Source organism: Halobacteriovorax sp. YZS-3-1, from assembly GCF_047084945.1.
Taxonomy (GTDB): domain Bacteria; phylum Bdellovibrionota; class Bacteriovoracia; order Bacteriovoracales; family Bacteriovoracaceae; genus Halobacteriovorax_A; species Halobacteriovorax_A vibrionivorans.
Map to the genome: position 1 here is coordinate 64,082 of NZ_JBKIYI010000002.1, position 24,102 is coordinate 88,183.

Genomic DNA, 24,102 nt, shown 5'->3' on the forward strand with positions numbered 1-24,102 from the left:
GATACATAACCTTGACATGTATCCGTTTGCTACCAAGTTATGTATAAAGATTATGAATTAAACAAAAAATGTATTTAACTGGAGGAATTATGCAAGTTAAACCATTACAAGATAGAGTTCTTATTAAAAGAGTTGAAGACGAAACGAAGACAGCTGGAGGGATTATTATTCCTGATAACCACTCAGAGAAGCCTGCTCAGGGAGAAGTTATTGCTGTTGGTCCAGGTTACCGTTTAGATAATGGATCTGTAGCAGAACTTGCTGTAAAAGAAGGAGATAAGGTTCTTTTTGGAAAGTATTCAGGAAGCGAAGTTAAGCTTGAAGGTCAAGAGTACCTTATTATGAAAGAATCAGATATCTTAGGAATTTTAGTTTAATCGAATCGATTACATATAGGAGATAATTATGGCAAAAGAATTAAAGTATTCAGAAGAAGCAAGAGGACTAATCCTAGACGGTGTTAACCAACTTGCTAATGCAGTAAGAGTTACTCTAGGGCCAAAAGGTAGAAACGTAGTAATCCAAAAATCATTTGGAGCTCCACACATCACAAAAGATGGTGTTTCTGTTGCAAAAGAAATTGAATTAGAAAATAACTTCCAAAATATGGGCGCTCAAATGGTTAAAGAGGTTGCTCAAAAAACAAATGAAGATGCAGGTGATGGAACAACAACTGCAACAGTTCTAGCTCAAGCAATTTACACAGAAGGTGCAAAACTTGTAACTGCTGGTCACAACCCAATGGATCTTAAAAGAGGGATTGATACAGCTGTTGAAAAAGTCGTTTCAGAACTTAGAAATGTTTCTAAAGAGATCAAAACAAATGAAGAGATCGAACAAGTAGGAACAATCTCTGCAAATAACGATAAAGAAATCGGAACACTTCTTGCGCAAGCTATGGATAGAGTTGGAAAAGATGGTGTTATCACAATTGAAGAATCAAAGACTGCTGAAACAACTTTAGATGTTGTTGAAGGTATGCAATTTGACCGTGGTTACCTTTCTCCGTACTTCGTAACTAATTCTGAAAAGATGGAAGTTTCATTTGATAATGCAAATATCCTTATTACTGATAAGAAAATTGCAAATATGAAAGAGCTTCTTCCAATCCTTGAAAAAGCAGTTCAAACTTCTAAGCCACTTTTAATCATCGCTGAAGATGTTGAAGGTGAAGCAATTACAACTCTTGTTGTTAATAAGCTAAGAGGAACATTAAACGTTGCAGCTGTTAAAGCTCCAGGTTTTGGTGATAGAAGAAAAGAGATGCTTAAAGATATTGCTGCCCTAACTGGTGGTACAGTTATCTCTGAAGAGCTTGGAATGAGCCTTGAGACTGCTGACCTTGCACACCTTGGTTCAGCTAAGAAGATCTCAATTGATAAAGAAAATACAACTATCGTAGACGGTGCTGGTGAAGCATCTGCAGTTGAAGCTCGTGTTTCTCAAATTAAGGGACAAATTGCTGAGACAACTTCTGATTACGATAGAGAAAAACTACAAGAAAGACTTGCAAAGCTTTCTGGTGGTGTAGCTGTTGTAAACGTTGGTGCTCCAACTGAAACAGAAATGAAAGAAAAGAAAGACCGTGTTGAAGATGCACTAAATGCAACAAGAGCTGCTGTTGAAGAAGGTATTGTTGTTGGTGGTGGATCTGCTCTTGTTAAAGCTGCAAACGTTCTTGCAGGTCTTAAGACAGATAGAGAAGAAGAAATGCATGGGATTAAGATCGTTCAAAGAGCTGTTGAAGCTCCTCTTAGACAAATCGCTACAAATGCAGGCCTTGAAGGTTCAGTAGTTGTAAACGAAGTTAAGAAGAATGAAGATGCAAAATATGGATTCAACGCTCGTGAAGAAAGATATGAAGATCTAATCGCAGCAGGTATCATTGATCCTGTTAAGGTTACTCGTTCAGCTCTTCAAAATGCTGCTTCAGTTGCAGGACTTATGCTTACAACTGAAACAATGATCGCTGATCTTCCAAAAGAAGATAATGGTCCAGCAATGCCACCAATGGGTGGTGGAATGGGCGGAATGCCAGGGATGATGTAGCCTTTTGAGCAAAGCTCAAAAGTCTCATCATCTGGCATTGCCAGGTAAGCGCCCCGCAAAATTGGCCGCCCAAAGGCGGGCTATTGTTTGCGGCGCTAGCTCCCCAGTCTTTAGCTAAAAAACTATTTCAACAAGCCGGGTTCAAGCCCGGCTTTGTTGCCACTGGAGCAATGGGAAAGCAATCGCAAAGCAAAACGATATTTTCACGAAGTGAAAATGAGTGACCAAGTTTTTTCAAATGACCGAAACACGCGAGCTACGCTCTTTGTTTCTTGAGTCACATCCATCTTTGCTTCAAAACTGCCCGTTGGGGCACTTTTGCCGCAAGATGTTCACGAAGTGAAAGTTAGCAAAAACCTCTCTTAAATAGCCGAACATCGGAGAATCGAACCCACGCCCACCCCCAGAGGCGTAAAATGTTTTTACACTTAATTTTCAATCTCAATCATTTCAACGCATTACGCGCTTTAATTAAACTAAATAAAGTTATTTTCCAGAATTCCGATATAATTTTTATTACGTTCTATTCTTTTTGGGGGAATCAAAAATGGACTATTCAAATATTAAGGCCTTAGTGGTTGATGATCTAGATTATATTAGAAGTTCACTCTTGAGCCTGCTTGGTGATATGGGAATTACTAATATCCAAGAAGCAGAAGATGGAGAAATTGCCTTAGAAAAGATTCTTAATGAATATGAAAGCGGAGCCCCTTTTCAGGTGATTCTGTGTGATGTTCATATGCCAAATTGTGATGGAATTTCACTGTTGGAAAGAATCCGCTCAGATAAGAGGGTCGCGAATGTTCCTGTACTTATGGTTAGTTCTGAATCGGATGTGTCGATAATTAAAAAGCTTATTTTGATGGGGGCAGATAGCTACTTATTAAAGCCTTTCACATCGGATAATTTAGAAAAGAAAATTCACAGTGTTTTAAAAGTAGATCATGTGGCTTAAGAGATAAGCCACATGAAATTTATCTTATTCTTGACGACGTAATTCGTATTGAATTTCTCTGAAGTTTGAATTGATACAACTCTGGTATGAGAAGCTAACACCATCTCCAAAATTCATACAGTGGCTTAAGAATAGACCAAGGCTTCTTTCTACTTTATTGAAGTTGTTATTTACACAGCTTTCAAATGAGAAGCTTAAATCATCTCCAAAATTATTACAGTAAGAAAAGAACTCTCTTGGTAGATCAAATGTTAAACGACGAAAGTTTGAATTAATACAATTCGTGAAACTTAAGCTTACTGTGCTTCCATAGTTAGAACAGTGTGATGGAAAAAATGATTCTTCTTCGGCATTACTTGCACTAACAGAAACAAATGCTAATAGTGAAAAAATTGAAACTAATAGATATTTCTTCATAAATCCTCCCTAATTATTTATAAATACAATTTTATGATTAAAGAAAATCATTCGGCAACTTAAGTTTTCTAACGCGTGAAGCCTTACAATGAAGACTTTGGGGGTTATAATACTTAGCATTATCAAGTGAGGAATTATGTTTAATAAAGAGAGTAAAGTAGAGGTTGAAAAACCTGCATTCTTATCTGCGAAATGGTTTAAGGATGAAGCGTGGTCATGGATCAAAATCATCTTAATTGTTTTTGGTTTTAGATCGACATTTGTTGATCACTATCATATCCCAACAGGCTCTCTACTTCCTACAAATGCAATTGGTGATTCAATTGTAGTAAATAAAATGTCCTATGGATTTAAACTTCCTTTCACTGAATTCTTTAACCCTATTTATCTCGGTGGTCAGTCTCTTCCAGAAAGAGGAGATATTGTTGTATTTGAATATCCAATAAACCCAGCGATTCTTTTTGTAAAAAGAACAATTGCTCTTCCAGGTGATACTGTTGAAGTTTATGAAAATAAACTTTTCATAAATGGGAAAGAAGTTGAGAAAGAAGTTATAAGTGGTGAGAAGGAGAAAGAACTTCGAAGCCTTTATGACAAAGAGCCAACTCTTAATCCTGAAGATATCAAATTCTACTATCAAAAAATTGGTGATAAGAAATTTACAATTGGTGAGAACCCAACATTTTTTAGACACCTTAATCAAGATAAGGTGACTGTTCCTGATGGCCATGTATTTGTGATGGGTGACAATAGGGATTACTCAAGTGATTCCAGAGTTTGGGGATTTGTTCCTATCAAGAATATTAGAGGGAAGGCGTTCATGGTTTGGATGTCTCTTGTCTACCCTTGGTCAGATAAACCATTTCATTTTAGGCCAGAACGAATCGGTACATCTCTTTAAGAAAACCTGACAATAAATTTTCTATGGTGCCAGAAAGGAAACTACTCAAGTACTAGTTTCCTTTTGGTCCTACCGTAAGTCCTTGTTTTTGTAGGACCGCTTAATCTTCTTTGGCGCGGCCTGTGGGGCGTTTTGCTCATTTTGAATGTCAACTTTTTGTAAGTTATTGAATCTACTATTAGTTAATTTTGGCACACTTCCTGCTTATATATAAGTAACCAAGGGGCATCGGGACCCTTCCAGAATTAGGACGATTTTGGATTAATTGCAATAGGACGTTGCAGTGGTTACTGAGAGTTACACTTATGAATTTAAGGTATCTTTCGGGAAAAAACGGGCCTAGAGGTTAGGGCGACAGAATTGTAAAAAGCACGAAGCTTGAAATTAATCCACCTCTAGGCCCTTTTAAAACATTGATAAAACTTGGTGTCCACGGATGGACACAGAAGAAACATGGAAGTTATAAAGCTTTGGAGATACATCCCTCTCTCCCTATGATTTAATCCAAAGCTTAAGAAGCCGAGAGCAATGTGTGTGGTATTTATTTAATCTTGCTCTCGGCTTTTCTATTATTTACCGGCAATTTTTTCCCCTTAGTATTTCAACATAAACATCCACTCCAATAGAACCGATGTGTTCATTGTGAGAAAGTCTAACTATGTAATCTATTTGCAATTTGAAAAGAAGCTTGGCGAGGAGTTCCTCTATATGTCGAGAGTATTTTCTGAATTTGGAATAAAGCTTGTTCCAATGAAGTTAGGTGACTTTAAGTCTATCAGAATGCGTGAGCATCAATTTATTATTGCTTCTGTTCGCGATATTCGATCATTCGTAAATTACAATAAGTTATTGAAGAGATATCTGAATTATATGCTCAGACAAGGAAGTGTAACTCTATTTGAATTTAGTTCATTTTCTATTGTTCATGATGATTCAATCTTAAAAACAAAGCGCGTTTTTCAAGAAAGACTGCCTGTTAGTATGTTTCGTATGGCCGATCTTATTGGCCAAAACATGTTTAGTAAGCTTGTTACCAATTCAAGCCGCTGGCCAGGTGGCCGTAGGGCGAAGCTTCCAGAATATTAATCGGGAAGCCTTAGAAAAAAGTGGGAGAGAATGAGAGTTTCAAAAGATACTAGCCGTTTATTGATTATATTGAGGCAAGATGCAGCTAGGCTTGCGGATCGAATTATTACTCGTGAAAAAGAATACCTCCATATACTTTCAATGAAGCGAACGCGTGAACACTTTAATGCTGTTTTTCGTTCAAATTTTAAAACAATAACCGTTCAACAATTAATGCTCTTATCTGAAGAGCTCATTATAAATCTAGAAGACTTCTATAATACTATCGACGATATGCATTGGTATTTAGTTCATACGGAAGATATGCCTGCTACTATTGAAGATAGAGTCCATGCTATGGTAAGAGATGTAAAAAACAAGTATGATCAATTAAATTTATATCTCAATGCTGAGCTGGAGACTCATGAAGAAAGCGATGTTGCTTAAATTCATTCTGATAAATATTTTTCTCGTTCAAATCGTTAGCGCCAGAGGAGTTATTTCTGGAAGTCGCTTTGAAATATTAACGGGGCAAAAAGCAAAAGAAAAAATCTCTAATGTATGGGATAAGAAATTTGCTAATCATGACTATATTTATGGAAAATCTCCGGCACAATTTCTTGCTAAGAATTATCAATTTATCCCTCGCGGCTCAACCGTTCTTGATATTGGAATGGGTGAAGGAAGAAATGCGGTTTTTCTTGCTACAAAAGGATATAAAGTTACAGGTGTTGATATTAGTTCTGTAGCAATTGAAAAGTCATTAAAACTTGCAAGACAAGCAGGTGTCCGAATTAAAACAATTCACAAGTCAGTTGATCATTTAAAAATTGCCGATAATTCATTAGATGCAATTATTTGCTTTTATTTTGTAGACAGAGAAATTTCTGAAAAACTAAAGAAATGGTTAAAGCCAGGTGGTGTAATCATTTACGAAGGTTATACTGTCGCCCATAAGAAGAAGTTCAATGACGATAGCATTGATTCTTATTTTTTAAAGTCTGCTGAGTTACTTAATATGTTTAATGACTTTAAAATCTTGAAGTTTGAGGAGCCTGTGCATGGTTCTGAGTTAACTCAATCAATTATTGCCCGAAAACCAATGTAGAAGGGCATCTCTTTCCCTTATCTTTTAATAAGTTACATCTGTGGCAAAATAAAAGTGTGAAGTACTTCATTCTATTTTCTATATTCCTTAGCAATCAAGTTGGTTTTTCCAGTACTTTGGAATTCAATAAAGAATTGGGGTATTTCTCTGGTAGAGTTTCGCATGTTGAAGAAGCGGCGAGGCTTGTTCGATTCAAACTTGATTTTGATAATATTAAGTATGTAAATAAGTTGGACGAAATCGATCTTTGGGGACTTCACCAAGAAGATAAGAAATGTCGTGCAATAGTAATGGGTAGAACAAGTGATTACCTCTTAGTTAGGGTTCCAAAATTTGACTCTTGTAATCGACACTCAACATTTGTGACAGGCCGCTACTATAATTTTTACTCACAAGATCTTGTAAATAATATTGCGATGGGTAAAGAATTAATTGAGATTTTGGCCAAGAAAAGATTGGCACTTAAGTCAAAAATTAAACGCAATAAAAAAAGTCTAACGACGTATGCGCAGAGAGTCGAAACTGTTAATACAAGGTATGCTGTTCTTCGTGAAAAGCTTGAGAAAGAATGGCGCGACGAGCTGCGTCGCCTCGAAGAAGACCATCAACAGCTTGTTCGAAATACTGAGGGAATTCAAACACGTTTAAATGAAGTGGACTTTAAGCTTCAACAATATCGCGTTGAGTCTAAAAATTTGAAAGAAGACCGTTGGTCCTTGGATCCAAGAAATTACATCATAAAATAATCATCTAAATATTTAATATTTTTTGCCTCTAGACAGACAAGAGCACGCATCTTAATGTGGCCTCTAGTCAATTGGTGTAAAATCTTATATCGTGACTCGCTAAACATAAAAAGGGATAAGTTTATGAAAAAAGGAATCTTTTTAGCTCTATTAAGTACACTTTTAATTTCAGTTGTAAGCTGTAATAAAGGTGGACCAAAAAAGGCTAATAACACTTTCTATTACAATCTTAGTGGTACACCTACTACTTTAAATCCATTATCTTCAACTGATGCTTACTCATCAAATGTACATTCTTATGTTTTAGAAGGACTTCTAAATAAGAATATTGACACAAATGAGTGGGAGCCTGGGCTTGCTGAGTCTTGGAAAATTGAAAATGACGGTTTTGATTTCGTTTTCACAATTAGAGAAGGCGTTAAGTGGCATGATGGAAAACCATTAACAGTAGAAGATGTTAAGTTTTCTTTTGATGCAATTATGCACCCTGAAAATAAATACAAAACAGCTCACATGAAGTCATACTTCGCTAACTTCAAAGAAGCAGTCATTGAAGGTCCAAGAACAATCCGTTTTAAGGCCAAGAAAAAGTACTTTGGTAACTTAATGTCTGTTGCAAGTGGTGGATACCTTGCCATCGTACCAAAGCATATTTATGAGAACCCAACAGAAGAACAAGAAAAAGAGCTAAATAAGACTCTTATTGGTACAGGTCCTTATATCTTTCAAGAGCTTAAAAGAGGGAAAGGTATTTCTCTAGTTAAGAATAAAGATTGGTGGGGTTATAAAACAGACCTTTATAAAGATGATTACTCATATGACGAAATCTTCATGAGATTTATTAAAGAGTCTTCAGTTGCTATTCAAAGACTTGAAAAAGGTGACTTAGACTTCAATGCTCTTTCTCCAGAGGAATATGAGCAGAAAACGAATGGCCCAAAATGGGGTAAAGACGTTTTAAAAGTAAAAGTAGAAAATAAAGCTGTTAAAGGTTACGGTTTTGTTGGTTGGAACTTTAAGCATCCAATCTTTAAGTCAAAGCAAGTTCGTAAGGCAATGAACTACTTAATGAATCGTAAAGAGATGAATAAGAAGTTCCGTTTTGGATACTCTGCACTTGCGACAGGTCCACTTTATCTTCAGTCTGAATATGCAAACAAAGATGTTAAGCCAATTCCATTTAATGTTGGTGAGGCAATTAAGATTCTTAAAGCTGACGGTTGGGCCGATACTGATCAAGACGCTATTCTAGATAAGGTAATTGATGGAAAGAAGACAAAGCTTTCTTTTACAATCTTAAATCCTTCAAAAACTTTTTCTAAATACCTAACGATGTATCAGCAAGATGCTAAACAAGCTGGTGTTGATATTGAAGTTAAGTATATTGAGTGGAACTCATTCATTAAGGCTCTTGATGAAAGAAACTTTGATGCTGTAACACTTGCTTGGTCAGGTGGTTCTCTAGATTGGGATCCAAAACAAATTTGGCACTCAGACTCAGCAGCAAATAATGGATCTAACTTCATTTCTTATTCAAATAAAGAAGTTGATAAGTTAATTGATCAAGCACAGCTTACTCTTGATAAAGAAAAGAGAAAGAAGATGCTTAAGAAAGTTTATAAGTTAATTGCAGAAGATTATCCATATATCTTCCTTTTTAACGATCGCTTTGCTTTCTATGGAAACACTAAGCGTATGCAAAAAGAAAAAGACACTTACACTTACGGAATTGGTTACGGAAGTAAGTGGTCAATTAAGCAACCTAAGTAGAAGTTAAGTAGGTAGGAGTAGAAGTTGTTTAACTATATCGTACGAAGATTAATGATTATGGTCCCGACGTTGATCGGGGTCAGTATCCTTATGTTTGCGATGGTTAACCTGGCACCAGGTTCTCCAATCGAGCAAAAACTTCAGCAAATGAGATTTGGTGGAGTAGGACAAACAACATCGGATACAAGTTCAAATAATGGAGCTGTTTCACAAGAAGTTGTTGAAGCACTCAAGAAGCAATACGGCTTTGATAAACCATTACATATTCGTTATGTAATTTGGCTTAAAAACTTAGCAACGTTAGACTTTGGTGAATCGTTTACTTATGAAGAGCCAGTTATTGATGTTGTCATGAGTAAACTTCCGGTCTCAATTCAATTTGGACTTGTTTCATTCATCATGTCTTATTTGATATGTATTCCGCTTGGAGTAATTAAGGCCGTTAAGAGTGGAACGAAGTTTGATGCTGTATCATCTTTCATTTTATCAGGGCTTTACTCAATCCCTCCTTTCATGCTTGGTATTCTTCTTTTAGTTTACTTTGCCGGTGGTACTTTTGTTGACTGGTTCCCAATCGGAGACCTCGTTTCAGACTACTACGATGATCTAGGGATTTTTGGAAAAATTACAGATCGTATTTGGCACTTTGTGCTTCCTTTAATCGCATACATGGTAGGTCAGTTCACTGTTCTTACTCTTCTTATGAGAAACTCAATGTTAGATGTTATCTCTCAAGACTATGTACGTACTGCAAGAGCGAAGGGTCTATCTGATAAGATGGTCTATATGAAGCATGCTTTAAGAAATGCTCTTATTCCAATTGTTACAGGTTTTGGACACTTCCTATCACTATTCTTTGCTGGATCACTTCTAATTGAGCGTATTTTTAACCTTGATGGTATTGGACTACTTGGTTATCAGTCACTTTTAGAAAGAGATTATAACGTAATTATGGGACTGTTCTTCATTCAGACTGTTCTAATGTTCATCGGAAACTTAATCAGTGATGTTCTATACACTGTTGTTGATCCAAGGATTGATTTCTCATGATTGAAAAATTTATTGAAAATGAACTTACACTTAAAAGATGGAGACGCTTTAAGAAAAGAAAATCTGCTATCGCAGCTTGTATTTTCTTATTTGCATCATTGCTCCTAACGGCAGCTGCACCTTTAATTGCAAATAGTAAGCCTATCTATATGACATACCAAGGAAAGTCATATTTCCCTGTGTTTAAAGATTATCATCCAAGAGATTTTGGTATCACAAATGTTTATGTAACTGACTACCGAAAGCTTGATATGGATAGTGCTATTTGGCCAATTGTTAGATGGGACCCATACGAATCGAATAAAGATGTATATGAGTATCCAGCTCCTCCAAGTGATGAAAATATCATGGGAACAGATGATCGAGGACGTGACGTATTCACAAGACTTCTCTACGGTTATAAGTATTCAATCGCTTATGCATTCTTAGTTTGGCTTCTTTCGACTGTAATGGGAGTCTTCTTTGGTGGTATCATGGGATACTTTGGTGGGAAAGTTGACTTCTTCGGACAACGTGTTGTTGAGATCTTCAGTACAGTTCCAGTATTCTTATTACTTCTAACAATGATTTCAATTTTTAAGCCGACTCTAACGCTTCTAATTTTCATTTCTTCTATCTTTGGATGGATGGGAATGAGTTACTATGCTCGTGGAGAGTTCTTGAAGAATAGAAAGCAAGAATTTGTTGAAGCTGCTCGCGGAATGGGAGCATCGACTTCAAGAATTATTGTAAAACATATTCTACCAAATTCACTTGGGCCAATTATTACTTTTGCTCCATTTTCAATTGCTGCTGGTATTTCAGGACTAGCTTCACTTGATTACCTAGGATTTGGACTTGCTGTTCCAACGCCATCTTGGGGTGAGTTATTAAATCAGGCACATCAAAACTTTAGAATTGCTTGGTGGCTAGCTGTTTATCCATCAGCTGCACTATTTACAAGTCTCTTCTTACTTGTACTCGTTGGAGACGGAGTAAGAGACGCACTTGATCCAAAAATGCAATAAGAGGTAAGCGTGAGAATATTCATCTTAATATTCTCCGCTCTCTTTTTCTATAATATTTTCGCACAAAAATTTAGAGTGATTTCAACACTTCCTAGTTACACAGAAGCAATGTATTTTCTAGATGCACAAGATCTTCTTGTTGGTGTTTCGGATTATTGTAATTACCCGTCTGATGCTAAGAAGTTACCGCGCTTTGGTACTTCTTTTGAAATTAGCCTAGAGAAGCTCATTAAAGAGAATGTGAATACTGTCCTATTGGCCGAAGTTCAAGGGAGTCGAATAAAAGAAAATCTTGAAAAGGTAGGAATAAAGACAATTGTAATACCATATAAGAAGTTAGCTGATGCAACGGCAATGTTTGAAACTATTAATAAAAGTTTCAATTTAGATAAAGATAAGCAAATAAAATTATTTCAATCAAAAATGAATTCATTATTAAGTCCTTTAAAGAAGAAGAAAAAGGTCTTAATGGTTATCGATGAGAAGTTTAAAAACTCTAAACTTCATGAATTGAGGGCCATTGGAACTGGTAATTACTTCAATGAAATTATTACCAGGCTTGGCGCAACAAATGTTATCTCTAGTAATGGTTATCCTTTGTTAGATCTTGAAAACCTTTTAAAGCTCAAATTCGATATTCTAATTAGAGTCTCAGATCGAAAGATTGAAAATGCAAAGAATTGGAGATCTTCAATATTTAAGGATAAAATATACCTATACGAAAAGGACTATGCTGTTGTTCTTGGACCTCGAACTTTAAACTTAATAGAAGACTTCAGAGAAATATTAAAATGATTAAACTAGAAAATGCATCCATTGACAGTCGAGTTCAAGTGGAGCGCTTCACGTTGAGCGAGAAAAGCTGTGGTGTCATCGGTCCAAATGGAGCAGGTAAGTCTAGCTTTTTGAAAATGATTGCACAACTTGAAGACTTTCAAGGGAGTATCATATGTGAAGGTGATGTTGCCTATTGTGGTGACGCAACCTCTTTGCAGAGTGATATGCTTGCTAGTGAGGTTCTTTTTTATGCACGTGGAAATAAGGCCCAAAATTCAGACTTTTTAAATCATCTTATAAAACATTTTAATTTTACAACATTACTCAATCGCCCTGTCTCAACATTAAGTGGTGGTGAAAAACAGCGATTAAATATAATTTCAATTTTTTATTATGATTGTGATTATACGCTCTTAGATGAGCCAACTAATTATTTAGATCCTATATACGTTGACTTACTTTCTGAATTTTTAAAGAGCTGGGAGAAGTCTCTTTTTATCGTTAGTCATAATCTAAATTTTGTAATTGATAATTGCCAACAACTTCTTGCCTTCAATGATGGTTGTGTGAGCTTTGATGGGAAAACTTCAAAAGCTTTAGATGACAAAGCATTTGATAAAGTCTTTTTAAAAGAATTCAATTATCAAAGCTTTGATGGAAGAAGGTATATTTTATGAAAAAAGGTATCCTGCTTTATTTTGTCGCTATTATAGTAATCGCTCTTGCGCCTTTTTTAGGACGTAGCGGATTTATTGATTTTGATAAGCAGGGTCTCTATATATTAGAAAACTTAAGATTTCCTCGTGTTTATTTGGCCTTTATTGTTGGTGGACTTCTTTCTATTATTGGAAATACTACACAAGTCATTTTTAGAAATCCTTTGGCGACACCTTATACATTAGGTTTTTCAAGTGTTGCTGCACTCGGATTAGCAATTGCTGAACTCGGATTTGAAAGTTACTCATTAGGTGCTTATATTGCCCTATCTTCAACATTTCTATTTATTCTTCTATTCCTATATTTAAATAAGTTTTCGTCTCAAAAAGTTCTTCTCTTTGGAGTGTGCTTATCAATATTTTCTTCAAGCGCTATCGTCTTTGTTCAAAGTCTACTTGGAAATGAAAGTATTGCACGTCTAATAAGATGGATGATGGGAAGCCTTTCAATTGTTGGTTTTGAAAGCTTTACTTATACATTACCTCTCTACTTAATCGGCCTCGTCTTTTTTATCGCGAATCGAAGAAATTTGGCCATGATATCAATTGGTGAAGACTTTGCAAAAACAAGAGGAGTAAAAACTCGTCAAGTTAATGCAACTCTGATTTTAATTTCAAATCTTCTTGTTGCAATCATTGTGTGGCAATGTGGACCAATTGGCTTTGTTGGGCTTATTATTCCGCATATTACAAGACGCTTGATAAGTGCAAATTATCAAAAGAATCTACTTCCAACTTTTATTTTTGGAGGCGCTTTCTTAGTTCTTTGTGATCTCTTATCTAGGGTTATATTGGAGAATAGTATTATTCCAATTGGTGCGATTACAGCATGTGTTGGAGCACCAGTATTAGTACTCCAACTGTTTAAAAAGCCTAGCGCTTAATTTCTTCTAGTTTAACTTTTGCTTTCTTAAGTGCGCTACCGCGACGGTAAAGAACTTCCACAATATCACCAACTTTGTATTCGTAGAGAATATTAAAAATATCATCAAAATCGTTAATTTCTTTACCATCTACTTTTAAGATAACATCTCCTAGCTTCACTTCTCTTGTTCTAGGATTTTGTGAAAGACCTTTTAGTCCGGCCTTCTCAGATGGCCCGCCTGGCCTTACACTTTGTATTGGGAGCCCTTTTTCTAGGTCTATTCCGTAGAAGTAAGCAAGCTCTCTTTTTTCAGCAATAGCAATTCCTAGTCCTGGTCTTTTAACCATTCCGAACTTGATTATTTGAGGGACAATTTTCTTAACGATATTAATTGGAACAGCAAATCCAACTCCTGCCGATGATCCTGAGCTTGAAAAGATCATTGTGTTAACACCAATAACATTTCCAGAAGAATCAATAAGTGGTCCACCAGAGTTTCCTGGATTAATTGAACTATCTGTTTGTAACATTCCGCGAATTTCTACTCCACCAATTCCTTGTATTCCTCTTTGTTTTGCTGAAATTATTCCTGTCGTCACTGTTGCATCCAGACCAAATGGTGATCCTATGGCAATTGCTTTTTGACCGACTTGAACATTATTTGAATCTCCAGTCTTTAATGGAGTAATATCTCTAGGGACTTCTAGTAACTTTAATACAGCGATATCCTTTGCTGGCTCAGTTCCGACAAGTGTTGCTTTGTATTCTTTTTTATTATTATTAAAACGAATTAAGAAATTATCGGCGCCTTCAACGACATGATAATTGGTAATAATATGTCCATTTTTGTCCCAGATCCATCCAGAACCTTCACCTTTTACGACTTCTCTTGTTGATGAGCTAAAGAAGAAGCCGCGACGTGCTCTTAGTTTGCCAAGACTAGAGATATTCACAACAGAATTCACTGAATCTTTAAATATAGAAATGGTATTCTTTTCAGACTCTAATCTTGCTTGGCCTTCGTTAAATAATGCATGTGTATTAAACGAAGCTAGTAATAAAAAAGTTAAGAAAAAATGTCCTATTTTTGTTCTCATAATAATCCTCATATTCTTTTTATTAACTCTTTTGACGCTTATCCCATTATACATATATAATCATATTTAATGAATTCTTGATTCAGATAAATGTCAAATTTTTGTAAGAACTCTGAGGGGATAAGTGGATATACGCTATTATAATCGATATACGAATAAGGTTGAAGTTGAAAAGGTTTATGGAGATGGAGCTGTTCGTTTTTTATACTCAAACCCTATTGGAAAGCTTTTGTCTGGTGCTGTTACTTCATCTATAGTGTCGACTTTCTATGGTGAATTACAAAGTATGACATTTACAAAGAATAAAATTCCAAAATTTGTAAAAGATTTTGAAATTAACCTTGATGACTATTTGCCAGCTGAAGGCCGTTCATTAGATGATCCATATGGTAGCTTCAACGAATTCTTTATTAGACGATTCAAAGATGGTAAGCGTGAATTTAACGCTGCTGAAAACGAAATGCCTGCTTTTAGTGAAGCGAGATATTTTGGATATGAATCAATTCAGAATAGTTATAAAATTCCAGTAAAAGGAAAGTATTTAAATTCAACTGAATTACTCCAGAATAAGAAGTGGCAGGATGTCTTTAATGATGGCCCATTATTATTGGCAAGATTGTGTCCAGTTGATTACCACCGATTCCACTATCCACTAGATGGACAAGTCATTGACTATTATAAAGTTGATGGTACTTATCACTCGGTAAATCCCATCGCTTTAAAAATGAAAAATGATATTTTTTCTACGAATATACGTGAAGTAACGATTATCGAGACTGAAAAATTCGGAAAATTAGCTTATGTTGAAGTAGGGGCCACGATGGTTGGCCGTATTGTTCAAACAAGTGATCTTAAAGAATGTAAGCAAGGTCAGGAAAAAGGTTACTTCCTCTTTGGTGGATCGACTGTAATTGTATTAGGTGAAAAAGGTAAGTGGTCACCTTCAGACGATATAATCAATAATACAAAAAATGGTATTGAAACTTATATTCACTTAGCAGATATCGTTGCAACTACAGGAAAGTGATCCGACGGGTATATCCCATCACTTTCTTCCTTGTGCATTAAGATCTCTTCGCATTTTAATTTATCTTTTGAACAAAGAATCCAATCAATGCGTGAGCCATCTTCTCGTTGTCCCTTAAAGCTATGGTGACTTTCACATTCTTCATGCTTGTGCTCAAGCCATGGGTCTATGAGCTCGGGGATTCTTTGATTGATAATTGAGCGCACTTGCTCAAAAGGTGATTCGTTAAAGTCTCCTGTCAGTATGACTGGATAATCAGACCTTAGACGGTTTATTTCATTGATAAGAACATTTATTTGCTCTTGTCTTGTATTAGTCTTTAAATGATCAAGGTGAGCATTCACAACAAAGAATTTCTTATTATTCGCTCTTGCTTCTAAAATTGCCCATGTACATACTCTAGGAAATGCACTTCCAAATGATTTTGAAGCTGCAATATACGGCGTCTCAGATAGCCAGATGTCTCCAGAGTGAATAAGTTTAAATTTTGAAGGCCTATAATATATAGAGGGATACATTCGATCATCGATCCATTGTCGATTTTCTTCAACAATCTTAAGTCCTTGGAGTAGTCCTTCAAGGTCCTTTAGTTGAGGTTGCCATCCTTCTTGGGTTCCAATAATATCAGGATGATAGCTATTAATTGCGCATGCCAGAAGCTTTCTTCTATTGTGCCAATCGTGCTCTCCATCTGCTGGATTATCGAAGCGAATATTTGATGTAATTACTGTGAACTTAAACATATTTCATTAATGAAAACATATTTTTCATCAATAGAAAAATAGAAAACACCAGATTCAGCACTCTTGGCCTTAATTATCTCTTACATTTACTTTCCTTTTAACTAAGGAGGACTGATGTCTAAACAAATCGAATTATTTAATGAAGTAAGAAAAAGGTACCCTGATTATACCTATAAAAAGTTATCAGCTTTATTTGAAATTCAACAAACACGACTATTTCGCTTGATGACTGGTGCTTGTGATTTAAAGGCCAGTGAATACTTTATTATCAAAGAAAAATTAGAATCGAATTCATCTGAGATTGGAGAATTAATCCAGTTCTTAGAAAAGCATTCATTTGGCTTAAGTCGTAATGATTGTATTGAGTTTAAAAGTGAAATTGAAAATAAATTATTTCTTAGAAAATTAATTGGTGCTTAGGGAGCTGATATGACACGTTTACTTATGATTGAAAGAGCTATTTTAGAATCTTGTGGAAATAGTAAAAAAACAATATTTGAGATCGCTGATGAAACAGGTATTGATATTTCCATGATTGGTACCCTTTGTATTCGCTTGAAGAAAAAAGGAATATTAGCGAGAAATCAGAATCACTATTATATAAATAAAGATGCAAATAGCTTAGTCGTTGCGAATTCTCCAGAGAATATAAGAAAAGAAGTTCGAGAAGTAACAAATTCAATGATTGAGAATTACTTTACAAGAAAAGAAAATCGCTCTCTTAAACTACAAAAAGTATATGTTGATAAAACAGAAGAATTAATTTTAAACTCAATGCTTGATCAATTAAATCGCTTCGTTGAAGACTTACAGAAAAATCATAAGAAAAATTCAAGAAATATCGTAAAAAAACAAAAGGTTCTTATGTGGGGGCACGGTAATTATAACGATTTAATTGAAAGCTCTCTTCAATTAGCAAGATAATATTTAACCAACGAATCCGAACTCGTTGAGCATTTTTTCAACGAGTTCTTTTAAATTGTATTTTAGCATTTTATTTTCTGGAGACATTGTTGAACATTCAATATATCCAATCATTTTTTTGAAGTCAGTTTTTCGGCCTTGATTTGCTAACCAATTATCAAATAGAATTATTGCTTCAATCCATTCACGAACAGAGTATTGAGTTTTATCAATATAAGAAAAAAGGAGCTCTCCATTTTCTTTATGATTCGGCGATGATTTTAGATGCTTTTGTAGGTAACTAAAGATTGTTTTTAATTCATCTTCGCTTCTTATATTATTCAGTAATAATTCCAGCCTTTCATCAGATAAAAAGCTAATTGGGTATTGTGCCCTGAGTCTTTGGAAATAGTTTTCAGTCATAGTACCTAACATGGTGTGCAAATTAATAATTTTGTTCTAAACTAACGAAGTTATCTATTTATAATTTAGCAAGGGTTTTACATGTTTGAAACTATTAAAAATATATGGCCATTGATACATCGCCATCGCCTACGAGTTATCGGAAGTATGCTCTTTGGTGTTGGAATGGCCTTGATTAAAGGTGGGCAAGTTGCGCTCATTGGTCCTTTATTTAATAAAGGTTTATCACCTGATTCGACTATGGAAGATATCTTGAGTCTTGTGGGTCTTCTATGTTTACTTGCCTTGATTAACTTACCGGTAAGATTCTTTCATTTTTATTGGATGGAATATTCAATGAATGACGCTATCTGTGAGATTAGAACGAAGATTTATTCAAAAATCCAAGATATTCCAATCTCATTTTATACAACAACAAAGCAGGGTGATGTCATTTCAACAATCTTAAATGATACAATGATCTACTCTCAGGGGATTAGTGGGATTATCACTATGGTCCGTGAACCAGTGACGCTGATTGTACTTCTTGGTTATGCATTTTATATCGACTGGCAACTAACTTTAGTTACTTTTGCAATCTTACCTCTAATGCTCTTTGTTTTTACATTCTTTGGAAAAAGGGTACGTGCCCATCAAGAAGATGTTCAAAGGCGCTTATCTGACATGACTCATATTATTGGTGAAGGTGTTGGTGGACAAAAAATTATCAAGGCCTTCAATCTTCAAGACTATACAAGAAATTTTTTCAAAAGTTATCAGAGAGAATTTTTTGAATTTCAAATGAAAGCAGAAGTGATGAGGCAGTTTTCTCATCCTTTAGTTGAATTTATTACAACTTTAACTCTTTCTGCCGTTATTGTTTTTGCTCAGATTAAGATTTCTGGAAGTTCAATGAGTACGGGAGACTTTATTACTTTTATTGGTATCATGGCAATGATTCAAGATCCGATTAGAAAAACTAATGACGGAAACCTGAAAATTAATCAGGCACAAGCGGCAGAGAAAAGAATTTTTAAGTTTTTAAAAGTTGAAAATGAAGCTGATCCTGGAACTCAAGAAAACTTTGAGTTAAAAGAAAAAATTTCATTCAAAAACTTAGACTTCTCGTATGGTGATAACCAAGTCATCAATAACTTAAGCTTTGATATTGAAAAAGGTGAGAAAGTAGCGTTAGTTGGACTTTCTGGATCAGGTAAATCGACCTTGATTAATGTTCTCTTAGGTCTTTATCCAGTTAAAAAGGGAAGTTATAAGATTGACGGAGTTGACTCTTCTGACTTTACACTTAAAGGCTTGCGCGAATACTTTGGTCTTGTTTCTCAGGATATTTTCTTATTTAACACTACAATCAGAGAAAACCTGATGTTAGATAAAGATGTATCGGAAGAGAAGTTGGAGGAAGCACTTAAGGTTGCTCATGCAACAGATTATATTAATGAACTACCTGAAGGGCTTGAGACTATTATAGGTGATCGAGGAGTAAGGCTTTCAGGAGGTCAAGCTCAGAGGTTAACGATAGCCCGTGCTTATCTTCAAGATAATGATGTATTTTTATTTGATGAAGCTACTTCTGCCTTAGATAATGAATCTGAAAAAGTCGTTCAAGAATCATTAAATGATCTTGCAAAGAATAAGACAGTTGTTGCAGTTGCTCATAGGCTTTCAACAATTCAAAATTACGATAAAATAATTGTTTTAAAAGATGGACAAAAGATTGAGCAGGGACGTCACGAAGAACTGATGGCCTTAGGTGGAGAGTACAAAAAACTATATGAATTAAGTATGAGATCTTAAGATAGTGAAGGCTACCTAGAATGGTAGCCTTTTTCCTGCTCTAAATGGGTGTATCCACTCTGGAGCCACTTTATTTAGCTTTTCACCAGACATGACAATTTTATACTTTTCTAAAAAGTCATTTGTGAAGTTTTCCATAGAAAAGTTCTTTAAAGCATAATTTCTAATATATTCACGATCATAAATGTCTTTAGTTGTATTAAAGTATTCGATGATCTCTTCATGAGAATAGAATGTTCTTCCTGTACCTTCCACAATTAAATCAGGAAGTGAGCCAAAACTTGAGCCAAATACTGGTAGACCTTGAGTCATGGCCTCAATAATTGCTAATCCAAAAGGCTCATGCCAGCGAACTGCAAACAAGAGTGCATCACATTCGCGCATTAGATCAAGCTTGTGTTGTCCTCCTACCATTCCATGGTTATGAATGAGGGGATGCCAACCAAATAACTTTGAACCACCGCCACAAATATGAAGATGCTTATTTGTCTGTCTTGCTATCTTTACTGATTGTTTTAAATTCTTAACTCGCCAAGATGCTTTTGCTAGAAATAGAAGATTCTTAATATTTTTAATCTCTTTTTCTTTATAGATGGCAGGATACTCTTCCATATCAAGGCAGTTGTTTACGTAGCTTGTTGATCCATGATTTCTTGCATGGGACTTGGAAACAAAAACAGTGTTTAGATCAAACTTTTCACCAGGAAAACCATTGCCTCCAATATTAATTAAATAAGGAATATCAAGTTTTATATCATCATTGAAAAATTGATGAATAACATCTGTGTTATCAGGCACAAGTTGTTGCCAATTATCTTTCTTTGACCAAGGTATATGTTGAATACCGTATTCTGTAACCTGGCTCTCTGCTGGTCCAATAAATGTAACCTTATGTCCGAACTTAATGAGTTCTTTCATATGCCAAAAAACAAGTCTTTCGACACCACCATATGTTTTGATTGGAAGAGCGGTGTGATGATGAATACAAACGTGCATATTAATTCCTATAGAATTGGCCTTAGCCATCTTTCAATTTCTTCTACTTTCTGATTTTTTTGTTTGGCATAAGACTCAACTTGGTCCTTTGCAATATTCAAAATATTAAAGTATTTTGCGCCAGGGTTAAAGAAAATGTAGCCTGACACTGAGCTCGCTGGATACATCGCATAGCTTTCAGTTAAGATTGCACCAGTATGTTCTTCAACCTTTAGGTATTCCCAGATTTTACTTTTTTCAGTGTGATCTGGGCAAGCAGGGTAACCAGCGGCAGGTCTAATTCCTGTATACTTTTCTTTTATAAGCTCCTCAAGTGAGAGCTCTCGCTCTTTTTCAATTCCACACATTTGTCGTGCTCTTTCGTGGATTAATTCAGCATAAGCTTCAGCTAAGCGATCTCCAACGGCCTTAACCATAATTGAAGTATAATCATCACCTTTGTCTTCAAAAGTTTTTGCATACTCTTCAACCTCTTTACCAATTGTAACGACAAAAGACCCGATATAGTCTTGTTTATCCCCTTTAGGAAGAATGTAGTCTGCTAGAGATAAATAAGGTCGATCGTTTTGTGTTTTCTCTTTTTGTTGGCGTAAGAAATTAAAAGTACCAAATTCATTCTTATTTTCATCGAGAAGGATTACTTCCTCCTCTTTTGAATATGCTGGCCAGAATCCAAGAACGGCTTTGGGTTTGAAACGATTATTATCGATAATATCATCGAGAATATCCTGGGCCTCTTGATATAACTTCTTAGCTTCTTCACCATAATCTTTATGAGAGAGAATATTTGGATAAATTCCTTTAAGTTCCCAAGTCCAGAAGAAAGGAGACCAATCAATATACTTGGCAATTTCTTTTACTTCAATATCGTCGAACTTTCTTTCACCGATATACGGAGGGGTAAATTCCTTAAAGGTATCCTCTGGATTAATGCGGTTTCTCTTACGAGCTTCCTCAAGAGGTATTGTCGCCTGAACAGAGTCTTTTTTATTTTCAAAATATTCTTTTGTTCTTTTTTGATTATCTCTAAGATCCTTAATAAAGTTTTCGCGAAGCTTTTCATTTAATAAGCTGTTACATATTCCAACTGTTTGAGATGCATCTCCTACATGAACGACTGGACTTGTACATTCTGGTGCAATTTTTACTGCAGTGTGTGTCTTACTTGTTGTGGCACCACCAATTAGAACTGGTGTTTCAAGTCCTTGACGATTAAATTCTGCAACATTATGGATCATTTCATCAAGTGAAGGAGTAATCAGACCACTAAGGCCAATGATTTTTGCATTATGTTCTTTTGCTGCCTTTATTATATCTTCACAGCTTACCATAACTCCTAGGTCGACAACGTTATATCCATTGCAGGCCATTACAACACCAACAATGTTCTTACCGATGTCGTGAACATCACCCTTTACTGTTGCGATAACAAAAGTATTCTTCTTACTTTTACCTTCCTTATCTTTTTCCATGTATGGTTCAAGATAGGCGACAGCTTGTTTCATGACTCGAGCACTCTTAACTACTTGTGGGAGAAACATTTTCCCTTCACCGAAAAGTTCTCCAACAATACCCATACCATTCATTAATGGGCCTTCGATAACATCAAGAGGTGAGCCTAGCTCTTGTCTTGCTTCCTCGACATCTTCCTCAATAAACTTTCCAATCCCTTTTACAAGAGAGTGAGAAATTCTTTCTTGAAGAGTGCCTTCACGCCAAGATAAGTCATCTTCTTTAGCTTTTGATTTAACGCCTTTAAATTGTTCGGCGTAGTCTATTAGTTCATCTGTTGCATTTTCTTTACGATTAAATAGAACGTCTTCAATTTTCTCTAAAAGCTCAGGTTTAATGTTTTCATAGACTTCAAGCATTCCAGCATTAACAATCCCCATATCGAGACCTGCTTTAATTGCATGATAGAGAAAAGAGCTATGCATTGCCTCGCGAACGACATTATTTCCTCGGAAAGAGAATGAAATATTTGATATCCCACCACTAGTAAGTGCACCAGGGCAAGTCTCTTTTATTTCTCGTACTGCTTCGATGAAGTTAATTGCGTAATCATTATGTTCTTCAATTCCTGTTCCAACAGTCAGAACGTTTGGATCGAAAATGATATCTGTTGCTGGAAAACCAACCTCTTCTGTTAGAATCTTGAATGCTCTTTGGCAGATTGAAACTTTTTCTTCTTTTGAAGCAGCTTGTCCTTTTTCATCAAAGGCCATAACAACAACGGCAGCTCCATATTGAAGGATCTTCTTAGCATGTTCTTTAAATTGTTCTTCCCCCTCTTTTAGCGAGATTGAATTCACAATACTTTTTCCTTGAACACACTTTAGACCTTCTTCGATAACTTCCCATTTTGAAGAATCGATCATAATTGGTACTTTGCAGATGTCTGGCTCAGAAGCGATAAGGTTTAGAAACTTCACCATACAAGCCTTAGAGTCCAGAAGACCTTCGTCAAAGTTAATATCAATTATATTGGCACCATTTTCAACTTGTTGGCGGGCAACATCTAGTGCAGCTTCAAAGTTTTCTTCTCGTATTAATCGAGCAAAGCGAGGAGAGCCTGTTACATTTGTTCTCTCTCCAACCATGATAAAAGGTCTTTGCCCATGGTGATTTAAATTCAGTGGCTCAAGTCCTGATAGTCTTTGAGTCTCAGGTAAATCGTGAATACTACGAGGCCTAATATCTTTTAAATGATTATAAATTGCATTGATATGCTCTGGTGTTGTTCCACAACATCCACCCACAATATTAACAAGCCCTGACTCCGCAAAATCAGTTAGAAGGGAAGCTGTTTCATTTGGCTTTTCATCATAACCAGTATCACTTAAAGGATTAGGCAGCCCTGCATTTGGATAGCAAGAGATATAACAATTTGAAACTCTCGATAATTCTTCAATATATGGACGCATCTCCTTTGCACCTAAAGCGCAGTTAATACCAACGCTAAATGGCCTTGCGTGTTCAATTGAATTCCAAAATGCCTCAACAGTTTGTCCAGAGAGGGTTCTTCCCGAGGCATCAGTAATTGTAACTGAAAGCATAATAGGAGTATCAAGATTATTGTCATCGAGATACTTTCTCATTGCAAAAATTGCTGCTTTTAGATTTAAAGTATCAAAGGAAGTTTCTGCAAGAAGTAAATCGGCGCCACCATCAATTAGCCCTTTTGTTTGTTCGTAGTAATTATCCACGAGCTCATCAAAAGTAATCCCGCGGAATGCAGGATTATTAACATCAGGAGAGATCGAAGCCGTTTTATTTGTTGGCCCAAGGGCCCCTGCTACATAGCATTTCCTATCAGGATTCTTATCCATAAATTCAAGGCAAGCTTCTTTTGCAATCTTTGCAGCTTGAACATTTATTTCATAGGCATATTCACTGAGGTTATAATCATCTTGTGCGATTCGCGTTCCAGAGAATGTATTTGTTTCAATGATATCAGCACCGGCTTCGAGATATTTAAGGTGAATTTCCTTTATAATTTCAGGACGAGTCAGATTTAATAGATCATTGTTTCCCTTAAGATCAATTTTAGTATCTTTAAAAACATCACCTCGAAAGTCTTCTTCTTTTAGATGGTATTGTTGAACCATTGTTCCCATAGCACCATCAAGAAATAGAATTCGGTTTTTTATTTTGTCTTCAAGCTGACTACGAATATCAGTTACATTTGTCATT

The 24,102-nt window shown here is 35.7% G+C and carries 24 protein-coding genes; 18 read left to right on the forward strand and 6 right to left on the reverse strand.

Features of this window, described 5'->3' with window-relative positions:
• Window positions 1–89: 89 nt before the first annotated feature.
• From groES to ACMAZI_RS10220, 3 genes are all read left to right on the forward strand, one after another.
• Window positions 90–377, forward strand: coding sequence for a co-chaperone GroES (gene groES, locus ACMAZI_RS10210; protein ID WP_115362156.1), 288 nt, complete (start codon window positions 90–92; stop codon window positions 375–377).
• 28 nt (window positions 378–405) lie between these two features.
• On the forward strand, window positions 406–2,049 hold the full coding sequence (gene groL, locus ACMAZI_RS10215) for a chaperonin GroEL (RefSeq protein WP_115362154.1): 1,644 nt from the start codon (window positions 406–408) through the stop codon (window positions 2,047–2,049).
• A 547-nt stretch (window positions 2,050–2,596) separates the two neighbouring features.
• On the forward strand, window positions 2,597–3,004 hold the full coding sequence (locus tag ACMAZI_RS10220) for a response regulator (RefSeq protein ID WP_120404104.1): 408 nt from the start codon (window positions 2,597–2,599) through the stop codon (window positions 3,002–3,004).
• Between the two features lie 24 nt (window positions 3,005–3,028).
• Here ACMAZI_RS10220 and ACMAZI_RS10225 read toward each other — a convergent pair whose 3' ends face one another.
• Window positions 3,029–3,421 carry a hypothetical protein gene (locus ACMAZI_RS10225; RefSeq protein WP_120404105.1) on the reverse strand — a complete coding sequence of 131 codons (393 nt, stop codon included), beginning with the start codon at window positions 3,419–3,421 and terminating at the stop codon, window positions 3,029–3,031.
• A gap of 136 nt (window positions 3,422–3,557) precedes the next feature.
• Between ACMAZI_RS10225 and lepB the strand changes: the two genes are divergently transcribed.
• The 11 genes from lepB to ACMAZI_RS10280 all read left to right on the forward strand — a co-directional run bounded on the left by lepB (window position 3,558) and on the right by ACMAZI_RS10280 (window position 13,445).
• Window positions 3,558–4,322: a signal peptidase I gene (gene lepB / locus ACMAZI_RS10230; RefSeq protein ID WP_412474044.1), complete on the forward strand. Its 765-nt coding sequence runs from the start codon at window positions 3,558–3,560 to the stop codon at window positions 4,320–4,322.
• Window positions 4,323–5,030: 708 nt separating this feature from the next.
• Window positions 5,031–5,408 (forward strand): hypothetical protein, encoded by a 378-nt coding sequence (locus tag ACMAZI_RS10235; protein WP_115362147.1) that lies wholly within the window; start codon window positions 5,031–5,033, stop codon window positions 5,406–5,408.
• Window positions 5,409–5,549: 141 nt separating this feature from the next.
• Entirely contained in the window at window positions 5,550–5,834 is a 285-nt protein-coding gene (locus ACMAZI_RS10240; protein WP_412474449.1) for a hypothetical protein, read from the forward strand.
• Window positions 5,812–6,495, forward strand: a complete 684-nt coding sequence (locus ACMAZI_RS10245; RefSeq protein ID WP_158536879.1) for a class I SAM-dependent methyltransferase — start codon at window positions 5,812–5,814, stop codon at window positions 6,493–6,495. Before ACMAZI_RS10240 ends, ACMAZI_RS10245 begins: the two co-directional genes overlap by 23 nt.
• Window positions 6,496–6,551: 56 nt before the next feature.
• Window positions 6,552–7,241: a hypothetical protein gene (locus ACMAZI_RS10250; RefSeq protein ID WP_133296941.1), complete on the forward strand. Its 690-nt coding sequence runs from the start codon at window positions 6,552–6,554 to the stop codon at window positions 7,239–7,241.
• A gap of 123 nt (window positions 7,242–7,364) precedes the next feature.
• Window positions 7,365–9,011 carry an ABC transporter substrate-binding protein gene (locus ACMAZI_RS10255; RefSeq protein WP_115362140.1) on the forward strand — a complete coding sequence of 549 codons (1,647 nt, stop codon included), beginning with the start codon at window positions 7,365–7,367 and terminating at the stop codon, window positions 9,009–9,011.
• 90 nt (window positions 9,012–9,101) lie between these two features.
• The gene (locus tag ACMAZI_RS10260) at window positions 9,102–10,061 is read left to right on the forward strand and encodes an ABC transporter permease subunit (RefSeq protein ID WP_233500257.1); all 960 of its coding nucleotides are present in this window, start codon (window positions 9,102–9,104) and stop codon (window positions 10,059–10,061) included.
• The gene (locus ACMAZI_RS10265) at window positions 10,058–11,068 is read left to right on the forward strand and encodes an ABC transporter permease subunit (protein WP_115362136.1); all 1,011 of its coding nucleotides are present in this window, start codon (window positions 10,058–10,060) and stop codon (window positions 11,066–11,068) included. Before ACMAZI_RS10260 ends, ACMAZI_RS10265 begins: the two co-directional genes overlap by 4 nt.
• Window positions 11,069–11,143: 75 nt before the next feature.
• Window positions 11,144–11,863 (forward strand): ABC transporter substrate-binding protein, encoded by a 720-nt coding sequence (locus tag ACMAZI_RS10270; protein WP_412474045.1) that lies wholly within the window; start codon window positions 11,144–11,146, stop codon window positions 11,861–11,863.
• Entirely contained in the window at window positions 11,860–12,522 is a 663-nt protein-coding gene (locus tag ACMAZI_RS10275) for an ATP-binding cassette domain-containing protein (protein WP_412474046.1), read from the forward strand. Before ACMAZI_RS10270 ends, ACMAZI_RS10275 begins: the two co-directional genes overlap by 4 nt.
• Complete coding sequence (locus tag ACMAZI_RS10280; protein WP_120404111.1) at window positions 12,519–13,445, forward strand: FecCD family ABC transporter permease; 927 nt, start codon at window positions 12,519–12,521, stop codon at window positions 13,443–13,445. The genes ACMAZI_RS10275 and ACMAZI_RS10280 overlap by 4 nt, the downstream gene beginning before the upstream one ends.
• Here the strand turns inward: ACMAZI_RS10280 and ACMAZI_RS10285 are convergent.
• Window positions 13,435–14,523 carry a S1C family serine protease gene (locus ACMAZI_RS10285; RefSeq protein WP_158536878.1) on the reverse strand — a complete coding sequence of 363 codons (1,089 nt, stop codon included), beginning with the start codon at window positions 14,521–14,523 and terminating at the stop codon, window positions 13,435–13,437. The genes ACMAZI_RS10280 and ACMAZI_RS10285 overlap by 11 nt on opposite strands.
• Window positions 14,524–14,647: 124 nt before the next feature.
• Between ACMAZI_RS10285 and ACMAZI_RS10290 the strand changes: the two genes are divergently transcribed.
• Entirely contained in the window at window positions 14,648–15,550 is a 903-nt protein-coding gene (locus ACMAZI_RS10290) for a phosphatidylserine decarboxylase (RefSeq protein ID WP_115362126.1), read from the forward strand.
• Here the strand turns inward: ACMAZI_RS10290 and ACMAZI_RS10295 are convergent.
• Window positions 15,514–16,293: an endonuclease/exonuclease/phosphatase family protein gene (locus tag ACMAZI_RS10295; RefSeq protein WP_412474047.1), complete on the reverse strand. Its 780-nt coding sequence runs from the start codon at window positions 16,291–16,293 to the stop codon at window positions 15,514–15,516. The genes ACMAZI_RS10290 and ACMAZI_RS10295 overlap by 37 nt on opposite strands.
• Window positions 16,294–16,407: 114 nt before the next feature.
• Between ACMAZI_RS10295 and ACMAZI_RS10300 the strand changes: the two genes are divergently transcribed.
• Window positions 16,408–16,713, forward strand: coding sequence for a hypothetical protein (locus ACMAZI_RS10300; RefSeq protein ID WP_115362122.1), 306 nt, complete (start codon window positions 16,408–16,410; stop codon window positions 16,711–16,713).
• Between the two features lie 9 nt (window positions 16,714–16,722).
• On the forward strand, window positions 16,723–17,217 hold the full coding sequence (locus ACMAZI_RS10305) for a hypothetical protein (protein WP_120404112.1): 495 nt from the start codon (window positions 16,723–16,725) through the stop codon (window positions 17,215–17,217).
• A gap of 3 nt (window positions 17,218–17,220) precedes the next feature.
• Here the strand turns inward: ACMAZI_RS10305 and ACMAZI_RS10310 are convergent, their stop codons facing one another.
• Window positions 17,221–17,619 (reverse strand): hypothetical protein, encoded by a 399-nt coding sequence (locus ACMAZI_RS10310; protein WP_412474048.1) that lies wholly within the window; start codon window positions 17,617–17,619, stop codon window positions 17,221–17,223.
• Between the two features lie 81 nt (window positions 17,620–17,700).
• Between ACMAZI_RS10310 and ACMAZI_RS10315 the strand changes: the two genes are divergently transcribed.
• Window positions 17,701–19,413: an ABC transporter ATP-binding protein gene (locus ACMAZI_RS10315; RefSeq protein ID WP_412474049.1), complete on the forward strand. Its 1,713-nt coding sequence runs from the start codon at window positions 17,701–17,703 to the stop codon at window positions 19,411–19,413.
• Between the two features lie 15 nt (window positions 19,414–19,428).
• Here ACMAZI_RS10315 and ACMAZI_RS10320 read toward each other — a convergent pair whose 3' ends face one another.
• Together ACMAZI_RS10320 and metH are read right to left on the reverse strand one after the other, a co-directional pair.
• Window positions 19,429–20,409, reverse strand: coding sequence for a glycosyltransferase (locus ACMAZI_RS10320; RefSeq protein WP_162929491.1), 981 nt, complete (start codon window positions 20,407–20,409; stop codon window positions 19,429–19,431).
• A gap of 8 nt (window positions 20,410–20,417) precedes the next feature.
• Entirely contained in the window at window positions 20,418–24,101 is a 3,684-nt protein-coding gene (metH, locus tag ACMAZI_RS10325; protein WP_412474050.1) for a methionine synthase, read from the reverse strand.
• Window position 24,102: the final 1 nt, after the last annotated feature.

Excerpts from the sequence above, each read along its gene's own strand:
- ACMAZI_RS10225 (WP_120404105.1), bottom strand. The coding sequence starts at position 3,421 with ATGAAGAAATATCTATTAGTTTCAATTTTTTCACTATTAGCATTTGTT.
- ACMAZI_RS10280 (WP_120404111.1), top strand. The coding sequence starts at position 12,519 with ATGAAAAAAGGTATCCTGCTTTATTTTGTCGCTATTATAGTAATCGCT.
- ACMAZI_RS10275 (WP_412474046.1), top strand. The coding sequence starts at position 11,860 with ATGATTAAACTAGAAAATGCATCCATTGACAGTCGAGTTCAAGTGGAG.
- ACMAZI_RS10245 (WP_158536879.1), top strand. The coding sequence starts at position 5,812 with ATGAAGAAAGCGATGTTGCTTAAATTCATTCTGATAAATATTTTTCTC.
- ACMAZI_RS10295 (WP_412474047.1), bottom strand. The coding sequence starts at position 16,293 with ATGTTTAAGTTCACAGTAATTACATCAAATATTCGCTTCGATAATCCA.
- ACMAZI_RS10240 (WP_412474449.1), top strand. The coding sequence starts at position 5,550 with ATGAAGCGAACGCGTGAACACTTTAATGCTGTTTTTCGTTCAAATTTT.
- ACMAZI_RS10255 (WP_115362140.1), top strand. The coding sequence starts at position 7,365 with ATGAAAAAAGGAATCTTTTTAGCTCTATTAAGTACACTTTTAATTTCA.
- ACMAZI_RS10315 (WP_412474049.1), top strand. The coding sequence starts at position 17,701 with ATGTTTGAAACTATTAAAAATATATGGCCATTGATACATCGCCATCGC.
- lepB (WP_412474044.1), top strand. The coding sequence starts at position 3,558 with ATGTTTAATAAAGAGAGTAAAGTAGAGGTTGAAAAACCTGCATTCTTA.
- groL (WP_115362154.1), top strand. The coding sequence starts at position 406 with ATGGCAAAAGAATTAAAGTATTCAGAAGAAGCAAGAGGACTAATCCTA.
- ACMAZI_RS10260 (WP_233500257.1), top strand. The coding sequence starts at position 9,102 with ATGTTTGCGATGGTTAACCTGGCACCAGGTTCTCCAATCGAGCAAAAA.
- ACMAZI_RS10235 (WP_115362147.1), top strand. The coding sequence starts at position 5,031 with ATGTCGAGAGTATTTTCTGAATTTGGAATAAAGCTTGTTCCAATGAAG.
- ACMAZI_RS10305 (WP_120404112.1), top strand. The coding sequence starts at position 16,723 with ATGACACGTTTACTTATGATTGAAAGAGCTATTTTAGAATCTTGTGGA.
- ACMAZI_RS10220 (WP_120404104.1), top strand. The coding sequence starts at position 2,597 with ATGGACTATTCAAATATTAAGGCCTTAGTGGTTGATGATCTAGATTAT.
- ACMAZI_RS10265 (WP_115362136.1), top strand. The coding sequence starts at position 10,058 with ATGATTGAAAAATTTATTGAAAATGAACTTACACTTAAAAGATGGAGA.
- ACMAZI_RS10285 (WP_158536878.1), bottom strand. The coding sequence starts at position 14,523 with ATGAGAACAAAAATAGGACATTTTTTCTTAACTTTTTTATTACTAGCT.
- metH (WP_412474050.1), bottom strand. The coding sequence starts at position 24,101 with ATGACAAATGTAACTGATATTCGTAGTCAGCTTGAAGACAAAATAAAA.
- groES (WP_115362156.1), top strand. The coding sequence starts at position 90 with ATGCAAGTTAAACCATTACAAGATAGAGTTCTTATTAAAAGAGTTGAA.
- ACMAZI_RS10310 (WP_412474048.1), bottom strand. The coding sequence starts at position 17,619 with ATGACTGAAAACTATTTCCAAAGACTCAGGGCACAATACCCAATTAGC.
- ACMAZI_RS10300 (WP_115362122.1), top strand. The coding sequence starts at position 16,408 with ATGTCTAAACAAATCGAATTATTTAATGAAGTAAGAAAAAGGTACCCT.
- ACMAZI_RS10320 (WP_162929491.1), bottom strand. The coding sequence starts at position 20,409 with ATGCACGTTTGTATTCATCATCACACCGCTCTTCCAATCAAAACATAT.